A 15,569-nucleotide genomic window follows, 5' to 3' on the forward strand; every position below is an offset into this window, starting at 1 on the left:
TAGGTATTTCACTTTGTGCACTTTGGATTCTATAGTAAAGACATCGACGATTTCATAAGGTCATCCCGGTGTAGGAGTGAAAAATATGATTAGCAAAAATAGAATAGCTGCCCAGTCCTTTCAAGGTATTGGATTTATGTACGGTCTATCCATAACGGCACTGATTGCCCTCGCTGCCAATTATATCTCCGAACTTCCTTTCTTATCCGTCACGGGTCCATTGGTGCTGGCAATTTTGCTAGGGATGGCTTTTAAAGCTTTGGTAGGCGTACCTGCCCACGTGTCAGGAGGGATTGCCTTCTCAAGCAAAAGGCTGCTGCGGATTGGCATTGTTTTGCTTGGGGTGCGCTTGAATTTGATGGATATTGTAAATGCGGGACCCCAAGTGTTCGCGATTGCGGCAATCAATATTGGGTTTGCGATTTTGGTTGTTTGCCTGCTGGGAAAATGGCTGAAAATAGACAAAAAACTGGCGCTGTTAACCGCTTGTGGCACAGCGATTTGTGGTGCTGCAGCCGTAGTTGCTATAGCTCCTCAGCTGAAAGCCAAAGATCATGAGACTGCGATTAGTGCGGCTACAGTAGCGATATTAGGCACAATTTTCACGCTCATTTACACATTTATCTATCCTGTGCTGCAATTAAGCGATATCGGTTATGGCATCTTTGCCGGAGCTACGCTGCATGAGGTTGCCCATGTTATTGCGGCCGCCGCGCCTGGCGGGCAGGAAGCAACGGATATGGCGGTTATCGTCAAGATGTCGCGTGTAGCTATGCTCGTCCCAGTTGCAATCCTGATTGGCCTATGGCACAGGCGTACTGAAAAGCCAACCGAAGGTAGCCGCTTTAAACATCTTCCGATTCCTTGGTTCATACTAGGTTTTCTTGCCATGAGCGGTATCCATACAGCAGGGTTTATACCTAATACGATGGGAGAGCAGCTTCTCTCTGCTGCCTATTTACTTCTAGCGATGGCGATGGCTGGTCTTGGGCTTGGCGTTGATTTTGTTCTGTTCAAACGATTGGGCAAGAAGCCTTTCTTGGCGGGACTCATCGGCTCTGTTATGCTGTCGGTCCTTGGGCTATCGCTTGTGCGCTTTTTTCACTTGGGATAGGGAAGAACCCAAAATAGAAACCAAAATAAAGCTCCCGAATTTATATTCGGGGGCTTTATTTTCATTAGCTTGCAATTGGCCTTTTGCAAACGAAATGATATATGAAGCGCCTTAGGCGCATGAACGCTTAGGCCTGCATGAAGCTGGAAGCAACAAAATGACATAACAGCGCAATGAACATTGATGAACGGCGTTAACAGCCGACCGGAGGAAACGGTTTTGGACGCGGGTACTGCCGTATGTGTTTAATACGTGATTCTCCAGTCAAGCGCATCCCGTTGCCTACCAGCAGACTTGCGGACGAGCTGGTGGCAATAACTTGAATATGCCCCACTGCAATGTGGGGGGAACAGTTTGTTCGTTGAAGCTGCACAACCTGGCCTCGATCAAAGTCCGGATCTATCAATTCAGGCAGCGGGCGATCAAAAATCGCGTAGGATTCAAAAAAAACATCGCCCCCCGTGAGATGGTCCTCTTGCCGCTGAAGGGCCAAAGCGCGAAGCTTTGCATTCGTTTCCGCCCGGTCTCCGAATTGCACAATGGCTGACTGCGACGCGCTGATAATGCAAACAGAGCCTACATATGCTGTTCGAATAGGAAATCCTTCCACTGGCTGATTAGAATAAGATTCCATAGGCGAATCTTATTCCCCCTCTGTGCCCGCAGCATTGCCAGGCAGAGGGAATGGGGCAATCGGGCCGACAACAACGGACTCTGGAGGCGTGTCAAACATGGCGTATAAGGAAACGATATCCGTATCTCCTACTTGCATCATAGAAGCACTGGATACACCAAGTATTTCGATTTGGCCAACGCAGAGCTGATGATTAATAACCTTGAAATGAAGCATCTATGTCATCCCTCCTGATGCGGGCTTGCCGGTTTGCAGCTGGCGCATATAGGCCAGCAGAGCGGCGTCGGCATCTCTCGTTGTTCTGGCAAGGACGTCAGCTACAATCGATTCATTATCGCAGGCTGCTGACTGTTCTGCTCCTTCTTTTGTTCTTTGCTGCATATAATATTGGATGCGCGTAGGCACCTGCTTGCGAATATCCTCGATAATGATTCTTCTATGGAAGGGATCAAGCGGAATACAAAGCTCATTCTCATAGGCTTGCAGCCTTTGCGGAGCTTCCGTTTCCAAGTAGCGGGTCATACCGGAAAAAACATCATTGTAAGCTGGAGTCGGCGCCGGTATGGATGGTCCAGCGGAGGGGAAGAACTGCTGCTTCGGCACCGACAACTGGTCGATATTTCCTGGCCCCTGGTCATCGCCCATTCCGGGAGTTGTCATTCCGATGTTCAAAGTGCCATCCAGCTTCTCAACCTTCAATTGGTCAAAATGATATTCGATGCTTTCGATGTTATAAGTAGGTCGCGCTTCAAGCTGCTTTACCTGCTCGCATAAAGCAGCGACCGTTGCCTCAAGCGCTGCAAGCTGCTCTTGCTGTTCTTTAAGCTTATGTTGAACATCGAGTGACCACATCTGCCAAGGGGAAAGCGGATTTTGCTGCTGCATGAGAAATGACCTCCTTCTTGATGCAGGGTCAGACACACCCTTAGGTTGGGTTTGGCAGGGGGACGAAGGAGAGAGGATTGTCTTCGCCAAGCTGCGGAGCGGGACCCGTGAACCCACCCGTATTGTAAAGCTGGGAAAGTGATCGTATCGAACCTGCGCTGCCCACTTGCAAGACTGAGCTGTTGGCGACGCTGTCTACTCTAAGCTGATGAATTGTAATTTGTTGATGAATGGTTAAATTCATATCGCACTCACTTCATTATTCGAGCTATCCTGCACATCCGGATCAAGGGTATTTGTAGCGCTGACAGCGTTATTGGAATTCGTTAAGCTTCCCGTCAAGAAAGAGCCTGATCCTGCATACGTTTTGGAAGTGCTGTTGGGCGATACTTCGAGCGAATCACCGAATTGTACAATGGAGCCGGAGCCAGTACTTACTATTTTGACAAAACCGACGACAGCTGGCATAAGCATCCTCCTTTTTCATGCGCTTTTTTCTGGAGTGGCAACGCTGAGTTAATCTATCTTATGCGGCATTCGCCCAGAGGTTCCCGCTTCATAAGTATCGTGTGGATGACTAGGCGCATATGCTGGTAGGAGTGCTGGAAGGCGGTGTTTGCTTGTGGCATCCAAATGGGATGATATGGAGAAATGGATGGAGAGGCAGCAGATGCCTAAAGGCTTTGAGCTGCTTCGCGAACCGGATTGGGTAGAGCAATATGTACGGAAAATGATGACTAAAGCGCTGCCTGAAGCAGCTGGCGTCATGATTGGGGGCGGGTCAGCGACCTTCTCGGAGACACGCAGCTTCTTGCATGTGAAAATAAATTTGCCCACCGGCTTCGAGAAGGAGCAGCTTCGGTTGTTTGTCAGAGAAGATCGGCTGCGCCTTGATGGCCTGCCTGGCGGCAAACCCGAAATAATTAAGCTGCCGAAACTGGTAAAACCGCGCGTATGTAAGACGCTTATAAAGGATGGCGTGCTGCAGGTGAAGCTGCAGAAAAGACCAACGAACCGCACATATCATGAGACGGTTGTGCGCTGGTAACCGGAGCTGGTGCATGTAGTGGTCGCGCAGCAGCCTTAGAAGTTATAATTGTCACGAAATCGACAGGGATTGCTGCTGGCTAATGGCTCGCCAATCCCTTATAATGTCTAGTGAACATATACATAATAGCAAAAAAGGGAGTGTGTTCGGTGTCACTAGTCGATGTAAGCAGTGTATCTGCTTCGTTATTCATACTTGGAATTGTTTTTATCATGCTTATTTTCGGATTGCTTAGTTTTGGTATCTTACGGATGTTTCAGCAGAAATTTCGTACAGGCTGGTTTAGCTTCGCAGGCGCTATCGTCAGCTTCGTCGTCTTTATGTATATATTAAACAAATGGTATCTATAGCATGTATATAGCTGACCACAACCGGAGGTTATTGGTTTGACCTGGACAATCATATGGTTTTTCGTGAACATGCTGTTTGTGGTTTCCGTTATTACTTATATGTTCGTACACCGTTCGTACTCAGAAACGAAACGCCAGACGAGCGATTCTGCTCTCATTCAGCGTCTAAACACAAGGCGCAAGCTTATCGGTATTCTTAGTATTGTATTGTTCTTGGCCATGTCGGCCAGTTTTATGATCAACATGAAATTAAATGGTTAAGCGGCTCTCATTGACGAGAGCTTTTTTTTTCGTCATTATGGAGATAGACAACTATTCGTTCGGAGGTTCGACATATGCATACAATGGAAGACATCATACGACGCATGTCCAGTCAGGGCTTGCGGATTACAGATCAGCGGAAGACGCTTGCCAAGCTATTCTCGGAGACCCAGGGTTACCTTGCTCCCAAGGAAGTCTATGAATATATGGGAAGGTCTTATACGGGACTAAGCTTTGATACGGTTTACCGGAATTTACGCGTGATGGAAGAACTAGGCGTGCTTGAGCAAGTCATATTTGAGGATGGCGGCAAGTTCAAGCTGCATTGCAGGGAAAATGATCACCATCACCATATGATTTGCTTGCAATGCGGAATGACCTATCCGATCACGTTCTGTCCGATGGAGCAGACGGCTGTGCCTGATGATTTTAAAGTCGTAAAGCACAAATTTGAGGTGTTCGGCTACTGCAAGCAATGTGTGCAGGACGAGCCAGCAGCAAGCGAGGGCTAATGTCAGAGAAAAGAGTCATGCGAAGAGCGACTCAGGCGCCGATCCATTTTTATCGAAAGGTAATTTCGCCATTGCTGCCGCCTTCCTGCCGATTTTACCCGACATGCTCGATGTATGCGCTTGAAGCGATCGAGAAGCATGGCGCAGCGAAAGGCTCGTGGCTTGCGGCTAAGCGGATTGCGCGCTGCCATCCCTTTAACGCTGGCGGTTATGATCCCGTTCCGCCCGTTTCTGGCGGCAAGACAGAAGAACCTTGACAGAAGCAGCTACCTTTCGGTATATTTTGATTATTAAAGGGTAAAATGATTTCTAGATTTCTCCATATATCCGAGGAACGGATAAGTACAATGGGATGCCTTTCGCAGAGAGCCGGGAAACAAGGTGCAAGCCGGTAAAGGATACGATTGGAAAATGGTCCGGGAGGATTTGTTTTCGAGCTTTGGCAGCATGCTTGGGGCCAGGTAAGGGAATGACGCGAAGCTGGCGTTAACAGCACAGCCGCCATATAGGCGGCACACGAAGCTCTCTCGAAGAGTCGGCTGAATCCGGCTTTTTCGCGATTGAAATTTGGGTGGTACCGCGTGAGTTCAAACTCTCGTCCCATGATGGACGGGAGTTTTTTGCGTTTTTTTAATCAAGCAAAAACGCCCTCGGCGTCCTTAGACGCTGAAGTAGCTTTGACGGTGAACTATAAGCCCTTTATAAGCGAACAAACTTATAAATGCTTATATTTCAATAAAATTGAAAATAGGGGGAGTTAAAATGACAAGCAAAAAAACGTTTTATATTACAACGCCTATTTATTACCCAAGCGACAAGCTTCATATCGGCCATGCGTACACAACGGTGGCGGGCGATGCCATGGCACGCTACAAGCGGCTTCGCGGTTATGATGTATGGTATTTGACGGGAACGGACGAGCATGGGCAGAAAATCGAACGCAGAGCGAAGGAAAAGGATCAAACGCCTCAGCAATTTATTGATGATATCGTTGTGGGCATTAAGGAACTATGGGCTAAGCTGGAAGTATCCAATGATGATTTCATCCGTACGACTGAGGACCGCCATAAGCGTGTTGTTGAGAAAATTTTCGCCCAGCTGATGGAACAGGATGATATTTACAAAGGCAGCTATGAGGGCTGGTATTGTACGCCTTGTGAATCCTTCTTCCTGGAACGTCAGCTTGTGGACGGAAAGTGTCCGGATTGCGGACGCCCCGTTGAGCTTGTGAAGGAAGAAAGCTACTTCTTCCGCATGAGCAAATATGCGGATCGCTTGCTGCAATATTATGAAGACCATCCTGATTTCATTCAGCCGGAATCTCGCAAGAACGAAATGATTAACAACTTTATTAAGCCTGGGCTCGAAGACCTGGCCGTATCCCGGACAACTTTCGACTGGGGCATAAAGGTTCCCGGTGATCCGAAGCACGTCATTTATGTTTGGATTGACGCTTTGTCCAATTATATTACGGCGCTTGGTTACGGAAACGAAGGCGATGATAAAAAATTCCAGGATTTCTGGCCGGCGGACGTTCATCTGGTGGGCAAGGAAATTGTAAGGTTCCATACGATTTATTGGCCGATCATGCTGATGGCGCTGGATTTGCCGCTTCCGAAGAAAGTATTCGCACATGGCTGGCTATTGACGAAGGAAGGCAAGATGTCTAAATCAAAAGGAACGGTTGTTGATCCGGTTGTATTGATCAATCGTTACGGCCTTGATGCTCTTCGTTATTATCTGCTTAGAGAGGTGCCATTCGGAGCAGACGGAGCGTTTACGCCAGAGAACTTCATCGAACGAATCAATTTTGATCTTGCCAATGATCTGGGCAACCTATTGAACCGGACGATCGCGATGATCGACAAATATTTTGACGGCGAAATTCCGGCATTTGCCGGCACGGTGACGGCGTTCGACGAGTCGCTGCAGAAGCTTGCAGCTGAAACGATCACGCAGGTGGAGGCAGCTCTTGAGAACATGGAGTTTTCCGTTGCACTCGCCTCGTTATGGCAGCTTGTCAGCCGGACCAACAAATATATTGACGAAACACAGCCTTGGGCATTAGCGAAGAATGAGGATCAAAAAGCAGAGCTTGCTTCCGTTATGCACCATCTGGCGGAATCATTGCGCATTGTCTCGATTCTGCTGCAGCCGTTCCTGACACATTCCCCGCGTGAAATGTGGAAGCAGCTCGGTATTGAACCGGGCGAGCTAACCTCGTGGGAGAGCACGAAAAAATTCGGCTCGCTACCAGGCGGCACAAAAGTAAGCAAGGACGCGCCATTGTTCCCGCGTCTGGATACCGCCGAGGAAGCTGCTTTCATTGCTGCAGCAATGAGCGGCGGCGTGCAGCCAGCACCCGTTGAACAACAGGCTGCGGCGGCAAATGAGGCGAATGCTTCTCAGCAAGCGCCTGTGGAGACGAAACCAGAGATTGGAATCGACGAATTTGCGAAAGTTGAGCTGCGTGTAGCACAGGTAATCGCTGCAGAGCCGGTAAACAAAGCTGACAAGCTGCTAAAGCTGCAGTTGGATCTCGGATACGAGCAGCGCCAGGTCGTCTCCGGCATAGCTAAGTTCTATACGCCAGAGCAAATGGTAGGGCGCAAGGTCATTTGCGTGACGAACCTCAAACCAGTCAAGCTGCGCGGTGAGTTGTCGCAGGGGATGATTCTGGCAGCTACCCATGGCGATCAGCTGACTCTTGCTTCTGTGCCGGATGACATGCCAAATGGAGCGGTCGTGAAATAATTGGCTTATGCGTTGCTATAAAAGATTAATTAAGGTGCTTCGGAAGCGATAATCGTTTCCGAGGCACTTTTATTTGAGACGAGAATTCAATCTTTTAAATAGGGTTGACAGCCTATTTCATTAAGACGTATAATACAAAACGTAATAATAACGATTACGAAAAAGAGAAGATAGAATGGAGAGAACTTAAAATGAAAGATTCGAAATCATCGAAACGCTTGATCGCGCTCAGTCTGCTGCTTACAGCCATGCTCGTATTTGCAGCAGCCTGTGGAAATAACAAGAATGATGCTGCTGCTCCAAGCAATAGCGAGGAGCCAGCCAGCAATGGAGCTAAGCAACAGGTTAGCGTAGTGACAAGCTTTTATCCTCTGTATTTTCTTGCTTCTGAAATAGGCGGCGAGCATGTCAAGGCTGCCAATCTTGTAGCTGCGGGCGTTGAGCCGCATGACTGGACACCGAAGAGCCGTGACTTGGATACGGCTTCCAAAGCACAGCTGTTCCTATATCATGGCGCAGGGCTTGAAGGCTGGGTAGATGGTTTTCTAAAGGGGTTGTCGAAGGACAGCACGGTCATTACAAAAGAAATTAGTGATGGCATAGCCTTGATTGAAGGCACGGAAGATGAGCACGAGGATGAGCATGCGGACGATCATGAGCATGCGGATGAACACGCTGATGAGGAAGCACATGACCATGACCATGGCGGGTTGGACCCGCATACATGGGTCAGCCCAAAATCCGCATTAAAGTTAGCGGAAAATGTAAAAAACAGCCTAATTGAAGTGGATAGTGCCAATCAGGCGGATTACGAGAAAAACTATGAAGCCTTAAAATTGAAAATCGAGGCGATAGATGCAGACTATACGGCCAAGCTATCCCAAACTACGAATAAAGATATTGTAACTTCCCATCAAGCCTTCGGATATCTCGCTCGCGACTATGGACTGAAGCAAATCTCGATCATGGGACTTAGCCCAGACGCAGAGCCGCGTGCTCAAGATTTATTAAATATCGCAAAATATGTGAAAGCCAATGGAGTTAAATATATTTTCTTCGAAGAGCTGGTCTCCGATCAATTAGCTAAGACGCTTGCGAGCGAAGCAGACGTAGAGACGATGGTACTTAATCCGCTGGAAGGGTTGACGCCAGCACAGGAAAAAGAAGGCGAAACTTATTTAACCTTAATGGAGCGGAACTTGCAAAATCTTGTGCAAGCATTACAATAGAACAAAAGGCAAACTGGCGGAGCTGATTTATGCAGCTCCGTATTGCTGTGAGGAGAGAAATGATGGCACAATCAAATCGAATAACGAATGCCGACGCTAGCTGCCACCAAGAGGTTATCTCCTTGGAGGATGTCTCTTTTTCTTTTCAACAGCAAACTGTAATTTCTAATCTCAGTTTTGCGGTGAAGGAACGGGACTTCATTGGTTTGATCGGAACGAATGGAGCAGGAAAAACGACGCTGCTGCGCATGATTGTTGGCTTGTTGAAGCCTACGAGCGGCACGATCCGTCTGTTCGGAGAGAAAGTAGACCGCTTTAAGCAATGGGAACGCATCGGATACGTTCCGCAAAAAAATTCGCTCAATCCCCTGTTTCCTGCTACGGTAAGGGAAGTGGTTTTGTCCGGATTATATGGACGCAACAAGCTGTTTAAGAAAATGAATAAAGCGGACCATAAGAAATGCGAGGATGCGCTTCATGCGATGGGTATCGATGATCTGAAGGACAAGCGAATCGGTCAATTGTCCGGCGGTCAGCAGCAGCGCGTCTTTTTGGCAAGAGCGTTGATCAATAACCCTTCGCTGCTCATTCTGGATGAGCCGACAGTGGGTATCGACACGGAGACGCAGGAAAGCTTCTTTCATATGATCAAGCATATGCACCAGCATCACAATATTACCTTCCTAATGGTGTCTCACGATCTGGATATGATTCGCTCTTATCTCGGTCAAGAGCCCGCAGCAGGAAACGGGAAGCTGAAGTTTCATATCAAGCACTCGCACGAAACGCAAGATTGCGTTGAAAATGACTTGGCCCACAGCTTGAAAGGGCTAAGGGAGCAAATGGAGAGCAGGAAAGAGGTTGTTTTGATTGGAGATCGTAACTAGCGAGTTTTTTCAACGGGCCCTGATTGGCGGTTTGCTTATCGGCGTAACCGCTCCGCTAATGGGCTTATTTCTTGTGCTTCGCCGGTTATCCATGATTGGAGACACGTTATCCCATGTCTCCATCGCCGGTGTGGCGCTTGGTTTTTTAATCGGGGTTTATCCGATCGCCGTCGGCTTGCTGTTTGCGATTGCAGCGTCCTTTGCGATTGAGAAGCTCCGTAAAGCCTACAAATCTTACGCTGAGTTGTCCATCGCGATTATCATGTCGGGCGGCGTAGCGCTTGCTTCGCTTTTATTTACGATGGGGAAGGGATTTAATAGCAATGTAAACAGCTACCTGTTCGGAAGCATCTATACCCTTAACGATACGGATTTGTATGTCATCGGGGGAGTCACTGTCATTGTACTGGTCGCCATTTGGCTGCAAGTAAAGGAGCTGTTCTTGATTACGTTTGACGAGGATGCAGCGGCAGTCAGCGGCTTGCCCGTCAAATTTTATAATGTTATGATAAGCGTGCTTACTGCACTGATTATTAGCGTATCTATTAAAATTGTGGGCGCACTGCTAGTTTCGGCTCTGCTTACGATACCTGCTGCCTGCAGCTTGATTATTGCCCGCAGCTTCCGCCAAAGCGTCATTACCGTTGTCATTATCGGAGAACTGGCCGTTATTGCCGGTTTGTTGATCGCGGGCGTGTGGAATCTTGCCCCGGGCGGTACCATCGTGTTGCTGCTCATAGCCGTTCTGCTGATGCTGCTAGTATTCAAGCGCGGTGTACGCACTGGAAGTTGATTGGATTGGAGTGGGGATAGTTGTCGGATATTAACATTTGGCTAGCTTTCGGCGCCGGTTTTGCATCGTTTATTTCTCCTTGCTGTTTACCGCTGTATCCTTCCTATTTATCCTACATAACGGGCATATCGGTAGCGGATCTCAAGGAAAATACAAATGCTAAACAAAAACGTATGCGAACGATGTCGCATACGCTGTTTTTCATTTTAGGATTTTGTACCGTTTATTATGCGTTAGGCTACGGCACGAACGTATTTGCTGAATTTTTCAGTGAATATCGGCAGTTGATCAGACAGCTTTCAGCCATTTTAATTATTTTGATGGGTCTTTTCCTGATCGGATTGTTCCAGCCCCAGCTGCTAATGAAAGAAAGAAGAATGAACCTGATTCCGAAGAAAGCCAGCTATCTCAGTTCTTTCATCTTCGGAATCGGCTTTTCGGCTGGCTGGACGCCATGCATGGGGCCGGCGTTAACCGCAATTCTCGGCTTGGCTGCGACCGAGCCGGGCACTTGGTTTCAGTTGACATCGGCTTATGCGCTTGGATTTGCTATTCCTTTTTTTGTACTTGCCTTTTTCCTTGGAACTGCAAGATGGATATTAAAATATTCTTCATCCGTTATGAAGGTCGGCGGTGCCGTTATGATTCTGATGGGCGTATTGTTGTTCACCGACCAAATGACAAAAATAACGATTTGGCTCAACATGATTACCCCGGAGTGGCTCGCTTTCTAGAAGCAGCTTACAGAATTAAGTGAAATATTCGATTTTTGCTTCTGGAAAATGTTCGAAAATGCGCTCCGATATAAACATGCGGAGCGCATTTGCTTGTTCATCGGGGTAAACATATTTCCCTTGTCCCCAACGGCCCCATTTGTATTTGCGTTTCTCGATGTCCATTTCAAGCTTCGTCTTCGGATATCGCTTTTCAATAACGGATTTTGCGGTCTTCGTAAAACGGTGCTGAATAAGCTCAAAGGTCAAATCTTTGGTTACGTCGGCAGGGAGTGCCGCTGCAAGCGACGAAATAAGCTCGCCGTAGCCTTCCTCCCAGCCTTCATGCCAAATAATCGGGGCAATGATAAAGCCCATGGGAAAACCTGCCCTTGCCACCTTGGCGGCCGCCTCGATACGTTGCTCGAATTTAGAAGTTGCAGGCTCAAAGTGCTTGATCACATATTTACTGTTGACGCTGAAACGGATTCTTGTGTGCCCATTGTGCTTGGCATCAAGAAACGAATCGACATGGTGAAATTTGGTCACAAAGCGCAGCCGGCCAAGCTCCTGCTTCCCAAAAAATTCAATGAGCTCCCGCAGGCTTCCCGAGATCGGCTCAAGCCCAACGGGATCGGACGTACAAGCTGCTTCGAAGCGGGTGATTTCCGGTTTTCTTTCGTCAATATAGCCTTGAGCGGCTTCCAATATATCGTCCATGTTAACGTAAACTCGAATGTAAGGCTTGGCCCCTAGCGTCGTTTGCAAATAACAATAATGGCAGTGGGCCATGCAGCCGGTGGCGATTGGAATAGCGTATTCTGCCGATGGCTTGGAAGTATCGAATTTTAAGGTCTTACGAATGCCAACAACGAGCGTTCGCTTGGCAATTTTGTATTGCTCAAGTTCGGTGTCGCCAGGCAGATTCGTGATGCGATTATGCGAAGTGGTCATTCGATAAGGGATGCCTTCCTTCTTTACCCATTCGAAAATACGCTTTCCTTTGGGATAATCCAGCGCGGATGGTTCAAAATAAACAAGCTCGGGAACGAAGGACAGGGTGGAGCGATCCGCTTTCGGACGATCAATAGTCACAGTGCTCATCAGTCATTCCTCCTGTTTATCAATCAATTGCAATTGCTCTTTATTGTGTGGAGGACAAGGGGTTCTCAATCTGGTAAGTTCAAGTGCTGCGTACAACATGTAACCAGTTCAGGAATGAGAACAGGTTGCAGTGAACGCAGCGAACAGTGTATGATACATAGAGTAACGCCTGTGAAACAAGGTGAAGAAGTATGGTTAGGGGGTTCTTCAGTGCCGACACCGAGCATGGAAGACTACTTGGAAAGAATTTATAAGCTCATTGACGAAAAAGGATACGCGCGAGTCTCGGACATCGCAGAAGGGTTGGAAGTTCATCCCTCCTCCGTAACGAAAATGATTCAAAAGCTGGACAAAGATAATTATTTGATCTACGAGAAGTATCGCGGGCTTGTCCTGACCAATAAAGGCAAGAAAATGGGGAAAAGATTGGTTGACCGCCATCAGTTGCTGGAATCGTTCTTAACGACCATTGGCGTACAAGACGAAAATATTTATCAGGATGTTGAAGGAATTGAGCATCATCTAAGCTGGGATTCCATTACTTGTATTGAAACGTTGGTTGAATATTTCCGCCGCGACTCTCAAAGAATGGACGAGCTTCGTGCCGTTCGGGCTGATATGGACAATGAGTGATACATAAGGGGCGTAAGGAAGCAACAAAAAAAAGAAGGTCAGCGGCTTAGCCGCTGACCTTCTTTTCTTGTTGCATTAATGATATTTAGGCAAATCGTCATCATCCTTGCCGCCTTCAATGACACGAAACGGCACGGTTTTGGAGCGAGGTTTTTTGGCCTTAGCTTTGGAAGCATTCGTGCGGCTTTGAGTCACATGGGTCCGACCTTGCTGCGAGCGGTTACCCGTTATGAAGGAAGGCGGATATTTATATAGCAGGAATATACCGCCAAGGACCGCAATGGGAATAATAAATGCGAGCGGGCTTCGAATGATGCTGTACACGAGACCAATCGCCAGCAAGGCCAATAATGTAATTGACCATACATTCCATTTGCTTGGTGTTCTGCTCATGGTAATACCGCCTTTCTATATCATTCTGTTTTCGTTCCTTATTTCATTTGGCGATCAAGCTCGAGCATGCGATTGAACGATGCGATAGAAACCGCCACCTGTTCATCACGCGGCTCTTTGGTTGTAAGCAGTTGAAGCCATAGCCCTGGGAAGCCGAGATAACGTAGTACGGGAACTTCGCGTAGGGCGTTCGTCCAGCGCAGGACCTCATAAGAAATGCCCAAAACAACGGGAAGCAGCAAGATGCGGATATACACCCGCTCCCAGATGGAATCCCATGTAAAGAAAGGAAGGGAGTAGACCACGACGCCAACGATTACGGTAAATACGATAAAGCTGGAGCCGCAGCGGTAATGCAGCCGGCTGTACTTTTGAACATTGCGTACCGTAAGATCCTCGCCGGCTTCATAGGCACTTATCACCTTATGCTCGGCACCATGGTATTGGAACAGCCGCTTAATCAACGGAGTCATGGAGATAAAATATAAATAAGCGAGCAGCAATATGATTTTGATAAGTCCTTCTAATAAATTATGACCGACTTTGTTTTCAAATACCCCGGAGAACAATAATTCTTCGAGAGCAGCCGGCGCGGCAGTAAAGATGAGCTTTCCGAATACAAACGACAATACGCCTGCAACGGCAACGCCAACGAGCATGCTGAGGCTCCAGCCTGATTTTTTCTCTTCTTTTAGTTTGGCAGCCTGTTCAGCTTGGGCGGGATCTTTCTCTTCGCCAGCTTCATCTTCCGCATAGGCTTCCATTGAAAAATTTAAATGCTGCGAGCCTTTGGCACTAGATTCAAGTATGCCTACAACCCCTCGAACGAGCGGGATTTTCTTTAGTGCTTGAACCCAGCGCTTGCTGGTACGCGGTACCTCATAAAAAACAATTTCGTCATTCTTGCGTCGAACTGCAGTTACGTTAACGTGTTTGCCAGCAAACATTACGCCTTCAATAACCGCTTGTCCACCATATATGCTTCGGGAGTCTTGCGGCAAGTGCTTGTCACCTTCCTTGATTGGAATATCGTCTTCATTTATCCGACGTGTGTACCTTTAACTTTGTAAGTCTATTGTACTTGATCTATAGGCCAATTGCCAACGTTACCATCCGCACTTGTTATGCCGGCTGTTAGCTAGGCGCGGTTACGGTTTGCTTTTCTTTGACATACTAAGCAGAGCAATAAAACAGTTCTGAATGGAGGTTATCCCTATGGCAAAACAAAACAAGAAATCCGACTACGAGGATCATCACACGAACCCGTGGCTTTTCTCCACTAAAATAGGTTTTTTTGCAGGCTTGATTTGGGGAATCGTCCGTTGGATGTTCTACGAAATGAAATTCACGAGCGTACTGCCTGGCTTTGCCGCTGACCCTTTTTTTAAGGCGGCTTTTCTAAAAACGGGATGGGGAGAGGTGCTTGGCATCGGTTTTTTTGTCATCTTCTCTATTATTGCGGCGCTGCTCTACAAAGTCATTTTGGGACGATTGCGCGGGCCATGGCCCGGCGTGGTTTATGGATTGATATGGTGGGCTATACTGTTCGTTGCTGTCGGACCTTTGTTGGGCTTAATGCAGCCGGTTACAAAAGCGGGATGGAATACACTGTTTACGGAGCTCTGCGTTTTTTTGCTATGGGGTGTATTTATCGGTTATTCGATCGCATTCGAATTTACAGATGAGGCTTCCAGAGAACCAATTAAAGCTCTGTCATGAGTTCTGCTTCTCAAGCGGCGGGCATTTGTGGTAAAATGGCTAATGATCTTTGAACCTATAATGGATTCGGTTGCTTGGGAGGTGCATTCATGCACAAAATTATGGTTTTAAACGGACCGAACCTAAACATGTTAGGTATTCGTGAGCCTGGCGTTTACGGAAGCGATACACTTGCGACGATCGAAGCGAACCTGCTTGCAAAGGCTGGGGAGTTAGGCGTAGAAGTATCTTTTTTCCAAACGAATCACGAGGGTGAAATGATTGATCGAATACATAGCGTATATGGCAAGGTAGACGGTATTGTCATTAATCCTGGCGCATGGACGCATTACAGCTATGCGCTGCGTGATGCTCTCAGCACCATTGGGCTGCCTGTTATCGAGGTGCACATGTCTAACATCCACAAGCGGGAAGCGTTTCGGCATGTTTCTGTGATTGCTGCAATTGCGGTCGGACAGATCGCAGGCTTTGGTTCTCACAGCTATGAACTCGGTCTAACGGCGCTCGTGCATTATTTGCAAAAATCGTAATCAAAAGAAG

Annotated in this window: 22 protein-coding genes; 14 read left to right on the top strand and 8 right to left on the bottom strand. The window is 47.6% G+C overall.

The window, feature by feature from the left end; all coding sequences use genetic code 11:
* Nucleotides 1-85: 85 nt before the first annotated feature.
* Nucleotides 86-1,114 (top strand): YeiH family protein, encoded by a 1,029-nt coding sequence (locus FJQ58_RS14165; protein WP_139994435.1) that lies wholly within the window; start codon nt 86-88, stop codon nt 1,112-1,114.
* A gap of 193 nt (nt 1,115-1,307) precedes the next feature.
* Here FJQ58_RS14165 and FJQ58_RS14170 read toward each other — a convergent pair whose 3' ends face one another.
* The 5 genes from FJQ58_RS14170 to FJQ58_RS14190 are packed head-to-tail and all read right to left on the bottom strand — an operon-like array spanning nt 1,308 to nt 3,101.
* Nucleotides 1,308-1,748, bottom strand: a complete 441-nt coding sequence (locus FJQ58_RS14170) for a spore germination protein GerPE (RefSeq protein ID WP_139994437.1) — start codon at nt 1,746-1,748, stop codon at nt 1,308-1,310.
* A 9-nt stretch (nt 1,749-1,757) separates the two neighbouring features.
* Entirely contained in the window at nt 1,758-1,964 is a 207-nt protein-coding gene (locus FJQ58_RS14175; protein ID WP_139994439.1) for a spore gernimation protein GerPD, read from the bottom strand.
* The gene (gerPC, locus tag FJQ58_RS14180; protein WP_139994441.1) at nt 1,965-2,633 is read right to left on the bottom strand and encodes a spore germination protein GerPC; all 669 of its coding nucleotides are present in this window, start codon (nt 2,631-2,633) and stop codon (nt 1,965-1,967) included. It lies immediately after the preceding gene.
* Between the two features lie 40 nt (nt 2,634-2,673).
* The gene (locus tag FJQ58_RS14185; protein ID WP_139994443.1) at nt 2,674-2,877 is read right to left on the bottom strand and encodes a spore germination protein GerPB; all 204 of its coding nucleotides are present in this window, start codon (nt 2,875-2,877) and stop codon (nt 2,674-2,676) included.
* Entirely contained in the window at nt 2,874-3,101 is a 228-nt protein-coding gene (locus tag FJQ58_RS14190; RefSeq protein ID WP_139994445.1) for a spore germination protein, read from the bottom strand. The genes FJQ58_RS14185 and FJQ58_RS14190 overlap by 4 nt, the downstream gene beginning before the upstream one ends.
* Nucleotides 3,102-3,255: 154 nt before the next feature.
* Between FJQ58_RS14190 and FJQ58_RS14195 the strand changes: the two genes are divergently transcribed.
* From FJQ58_RS14195 to FJQ58_RS14240, 10 genes are all read left to right on the top strand, one after another.
* Nucleotides 3,256-3,681, top strand: coding sequence for an Hsp20/alpha crystallin family protein (locus FJQ58_RS14195; RefSeq protein ID WP_139994447.1), 426 nt, complete (start codon nt 3,256-3,258; stop codon nt 3,679-3,681).
* A gap of 149 nt (nt 3,682-3,830) precedes the next feature.
* Complete coding sequence (locus tag FJQ58_RS14200; RefSeq protein WP_139994449.1) at nt 3,831-4,031, top strand: hypothetical protein; 201 nt, start codon at nt 3,831-3,833, stop codon at nt 4,029-4,031.
* A 36-nt stretch (nt 4,032-4,067) separates the two neighbouring features.
* Nucleotides 4,068-4,292, top strand: coding sequence for a hypothetical protein (locus FJQ58_RS14205; protein WP_139994451.1), 225 nt, complete (start codon nt 4,068-4,070; stop codon nt 4,290-4,292).
* 74 nt (nt 4,293-4,366) lie between these two features.
* Nucleotides 4,367-4,804, top strand: coding sequence for a Fur family transcriptional regulator (locus FJQ58_RS14210; RefSeq protein WP_139994453.1), 438 nt, complete (start codon nt 4,367-4,369; stop codon nt 4,802-4,804).
* Nucleotides 4,804-5,061, top strand: a complete 258-nt coding sequence (yidD, locus tag FJQ58_RS14215; RefSeq protein WP_139994455.1) for a membrane protein insertion efficiency factor YidD — start codon at nt 4,804-4,806, stop codon at nt 5,059-5,061. Before FJQ58_RS14210 ends, yidD begins: the two co-directional genes overlap by 1 nt.
* Before the next feature lie 505 nt (nt 5,062-5,566).
* Nucleotides 5,567-7,558, top strand: coding sequence for a methionine--tRNA ligase (gene metG / locus FJQ58_RS14220; RefSeq protein WP_139994457.1), 1,992 nt, complete (start codon nt 5,567-5,569; stop codon nt 7,556-7,558).
* A gap of 191 nt (nt 7,559-7,749) precedes the next feature.
* Nucleotides 7,750-8,787, top strand: a complete 1,038-nt coding sequence (locus FJQ58_RS14225) for a metal ABC transporter solute-binding protein, Zn/Mn family (RefSeq protein WP_139994459.1) — start codon at nt 7,750-7,752, stop codon at nt 8,785-8,787.
* A gap of 62 nt (nt 8,788-8,849) precedes the next feature.
* On the top strand, nt 8,850-9,674 hold the full coding sequence (locus FJQ58_RS14230) for a metal ABC transporter ATP-binding protein (RefSeq protein WP_139994461.1): 825 nt from the start codon (nt 8,850-8,852) through the stop codon (nt 9,672-9,674).
* Nucleotides 9,658-10,467, top strand: coding sequence for a metal ABC transporter permease (locus FJQ58_RS14235; protein WP_139994463.1), 810 nt, complete (start codon nt 9,658-9,660; stop codon nt 10,465-10,467). Before FJQ58_RS14230 ends, FJQ58_RS14235 begins: the two co-directional genes overlap by 17 nt.
* Before the next feature lie 20 nt (nt 10,468-10,487).
* Nucleotides 10,488-11,201 (top strand): cytochrome c biogenesis CcdA family protein, encoded by a 714-nt coding sequence (locus FJQ58_RS14240; protein ID WP_139994465.1) that lies wholly within the window; start codon nt 10,488-10,490, stop codon nt 11,199-11,201.
* Nucleotides 11,202-11,216: 15 nt separating this feature from the next.
* On the opposite strand, the gene splB is transcribed toward FJQ58_RS14240, so the two are convergent.
* Nucleotides 11,217-12,284, bottom strand: a complete 1,068-nt coding sequence (gene splB, locus FJQ58_RS14245) for a spore photoproduct lyase (protein WP_139994467.1) — start codon at nt 12,282-12,284, stop codon at nt 11,217-11,219.
* A gap of 210 nt (nt 12,285-12,494) precedes the next feature.
* Between splB and mntR the strand changes: the two genes are divergently transcribed.
* Nucleotides 12,495-12,917, top strand: a complete 423-nt coding sequence (mntR, locus tag FJQ58_RS14250; RefSeq protein WP_139994469.1) for a transcriptional regulator MntR — start codon at nt 12,495-12,497, stop codon at nt 12,915-12,917.
* Nucleotides 12,918-12,992: 75 nt separating this feature from the next.
* Here the strand turns inward: mntR and FJQ58_RS14255 are convergent, their stop codons facing one another.
* Nucleotides 12,993-13,310, bottom strand: coding sequence for a hypothetical protein (locus FJQ58_RS14255; RefSeq protein WP_139994471.1), 318 nt, complete (start codon nt 13,308-13,310; stop codon nt 12,993-12,995).
* Nucleotides 13,311-13,348: 38 nt separating this feature from the next.
* Nucleotides 13,349-14,311: a DUF1385 domain-containing protein gene (locus tag FJQ58_RS14260; protein WP_139994473.1), complete on the bottom strand. Its 963-nt coding sequence runs from the start codon at nt 14,309-14,311 to the stop codon at nt 13,349-13,351.
* Nucleotides 14,312-14,525: 214 nt separating this feature from the next.
* Here FJQ58_RS14260 and FJQ58_RS14265 point away from each other — a divergent pair, with 214 nt between their 5' ends.
* Both FJQ58_RS14265 and aroQ read left to right on the top strand, forming a co-directional pair.
* On the top strand, nt 14,526-15,029 hold the full coding sequence (locus tag FJQ58_RS14265; protein ID WP_238404052.1) for a YqhR family membrane protein: 504 nt from the start codon (nt 14,526-14,528) through the stop codon (nt 15,027-15,029).
* An 89-nt stretch (nt 15,030-15,118) separates the two neighbouring features.
* Entirely contained in the window at nt 15,119-15,559 is a 441-nt protein-coding gene (aroQ, locus tag FJQ58_RS14270) for a type II 3-dehydroquinate dehydratase (RefSeq protein ID WP_139994477.1), read from the top strand.
* Nucleotides 15,560-15,569 lie beyond the last annotated feature (10 nt).

This window comes from Paenibacillus paridis (assembly GCF_006345825.1).
Taxonomy (GTDB): Bacteria; Bacillota; Bacilli; order Paenibacillales; family Paenibacillaceae; genus Pristimantibacillus; species Pristimantibacillus paridis.

What these genes read in the sequence shown, in the direction of transcription:
- FJQ58_RS14225 (WP_139994459.1), top strand. Translation starts at nt 7,750, where the DNA reads ATGAAAGATTCGAAATCATCGAAACGCTTGATCGCGCTCAGTCTGCTG.
- gerPC (WP_139994441.1), bottom strand. Translation starts at nt 2,633, where the DNA reads ATGCAGCAGCAAAATCCGCTTTCCCCTTGGCAGATGTGGTCACTCGAT.
- metG (WP_139994457.1), top strand. Translation starts at nt 5,567, where the DNA reads ATGACAAGCAAAAAAACGTTTTATATTACAACGCCTATTTATTACCCA.
- FJQ58_RS14175 (WP_139994439.1), bottom strand. Translation starts at nt 1,964, where the DNA reads ATGCTTCATTTCAAGGTTATTAATCATCAGCTCTGCGTTGGCCAAATC.
- FJQ58_RS14265 (WP_238404052.1), top strand. Translation starts at nt 14,526, where the DNA reads ATGGCAAAACAAAACAAGAAATCCGACTACGAGGATCATCACACGAAC.
- FJQ58_RS14210 (WP_139994453.1), top strand. Translation starts at nt 4,367, where the DNA reads ATGCATACAATGGAAGACATCATACGACGCATGTCCAGTCAGGGCTTG.
- FJQ58_RS14230 (WP_139994461.1), top strand. Translation starts at nt 8,850, where the DNA reads ATGGCACAATCAAATCGAATAACGAATGCCGACGCTAGCTGCCACCAA.
- splB (WP_139994467.1), bottom strand. Translation starts at nt 12,284, where the DNA reads ATGAGCACTGTGACTATTGATCGTCCGAAAGCGGATCGCTCCACCCTG.
- FJQ58_RS14185 (WP_139994443.1), bottom strand. Translation starts at nt 2,877, where the DNA reads ATGAATTTAACCATTCATCAACAAATTACAATTCATCAGCTTAGAGTA.
- FJQ58_RS14190 (WP_139994445.1), bottom strand. Translation starts at nt 3,101, where the DNA reads ATGCCAGCTGTCGTCGGTTTTGTCAAAATAGTAAGTACTGGCTCCGGC.
- FJQ58_RS14165 (WP_139994435.1), top strand. Translation starts at nt 86, where the DNA reads ATGATTAGCAAAAATAGAATAGCTGCCCAGTCCTTTCAAGGTATTGGA.
- yidD (WP_139994455.1), top strand. Translation starts at nt 4,804, where the DNA reads ATGTCAGAGAAAAGAGTCATGCGAAGAGCGACTCAGGCGCCGATCCAT.
- aroQ (WP_139994477.1), top strand. Translation starts at nt 15,119, where the DNA reads ATGCACAAAATTATGGTTTTAAACGGACCGAACCTAAACATGTTAGGT.
- FJQ58_RS14170 (WP_139994437.1), bottom strand. Translation starts at nt 1,748, where the DNA reads ATGGAATCTTATTCTAATCAGCCAGTGGAAGGATTTCCTATTCGAACA.
- FJQ58_RS14255 (WP_139994471.1), bottom strand. Translation starts at nt 13,310, where the DNA reads ATGAGCAGAACACCAAGCAAATGGAATGTATGGTCAATTACATTATTG.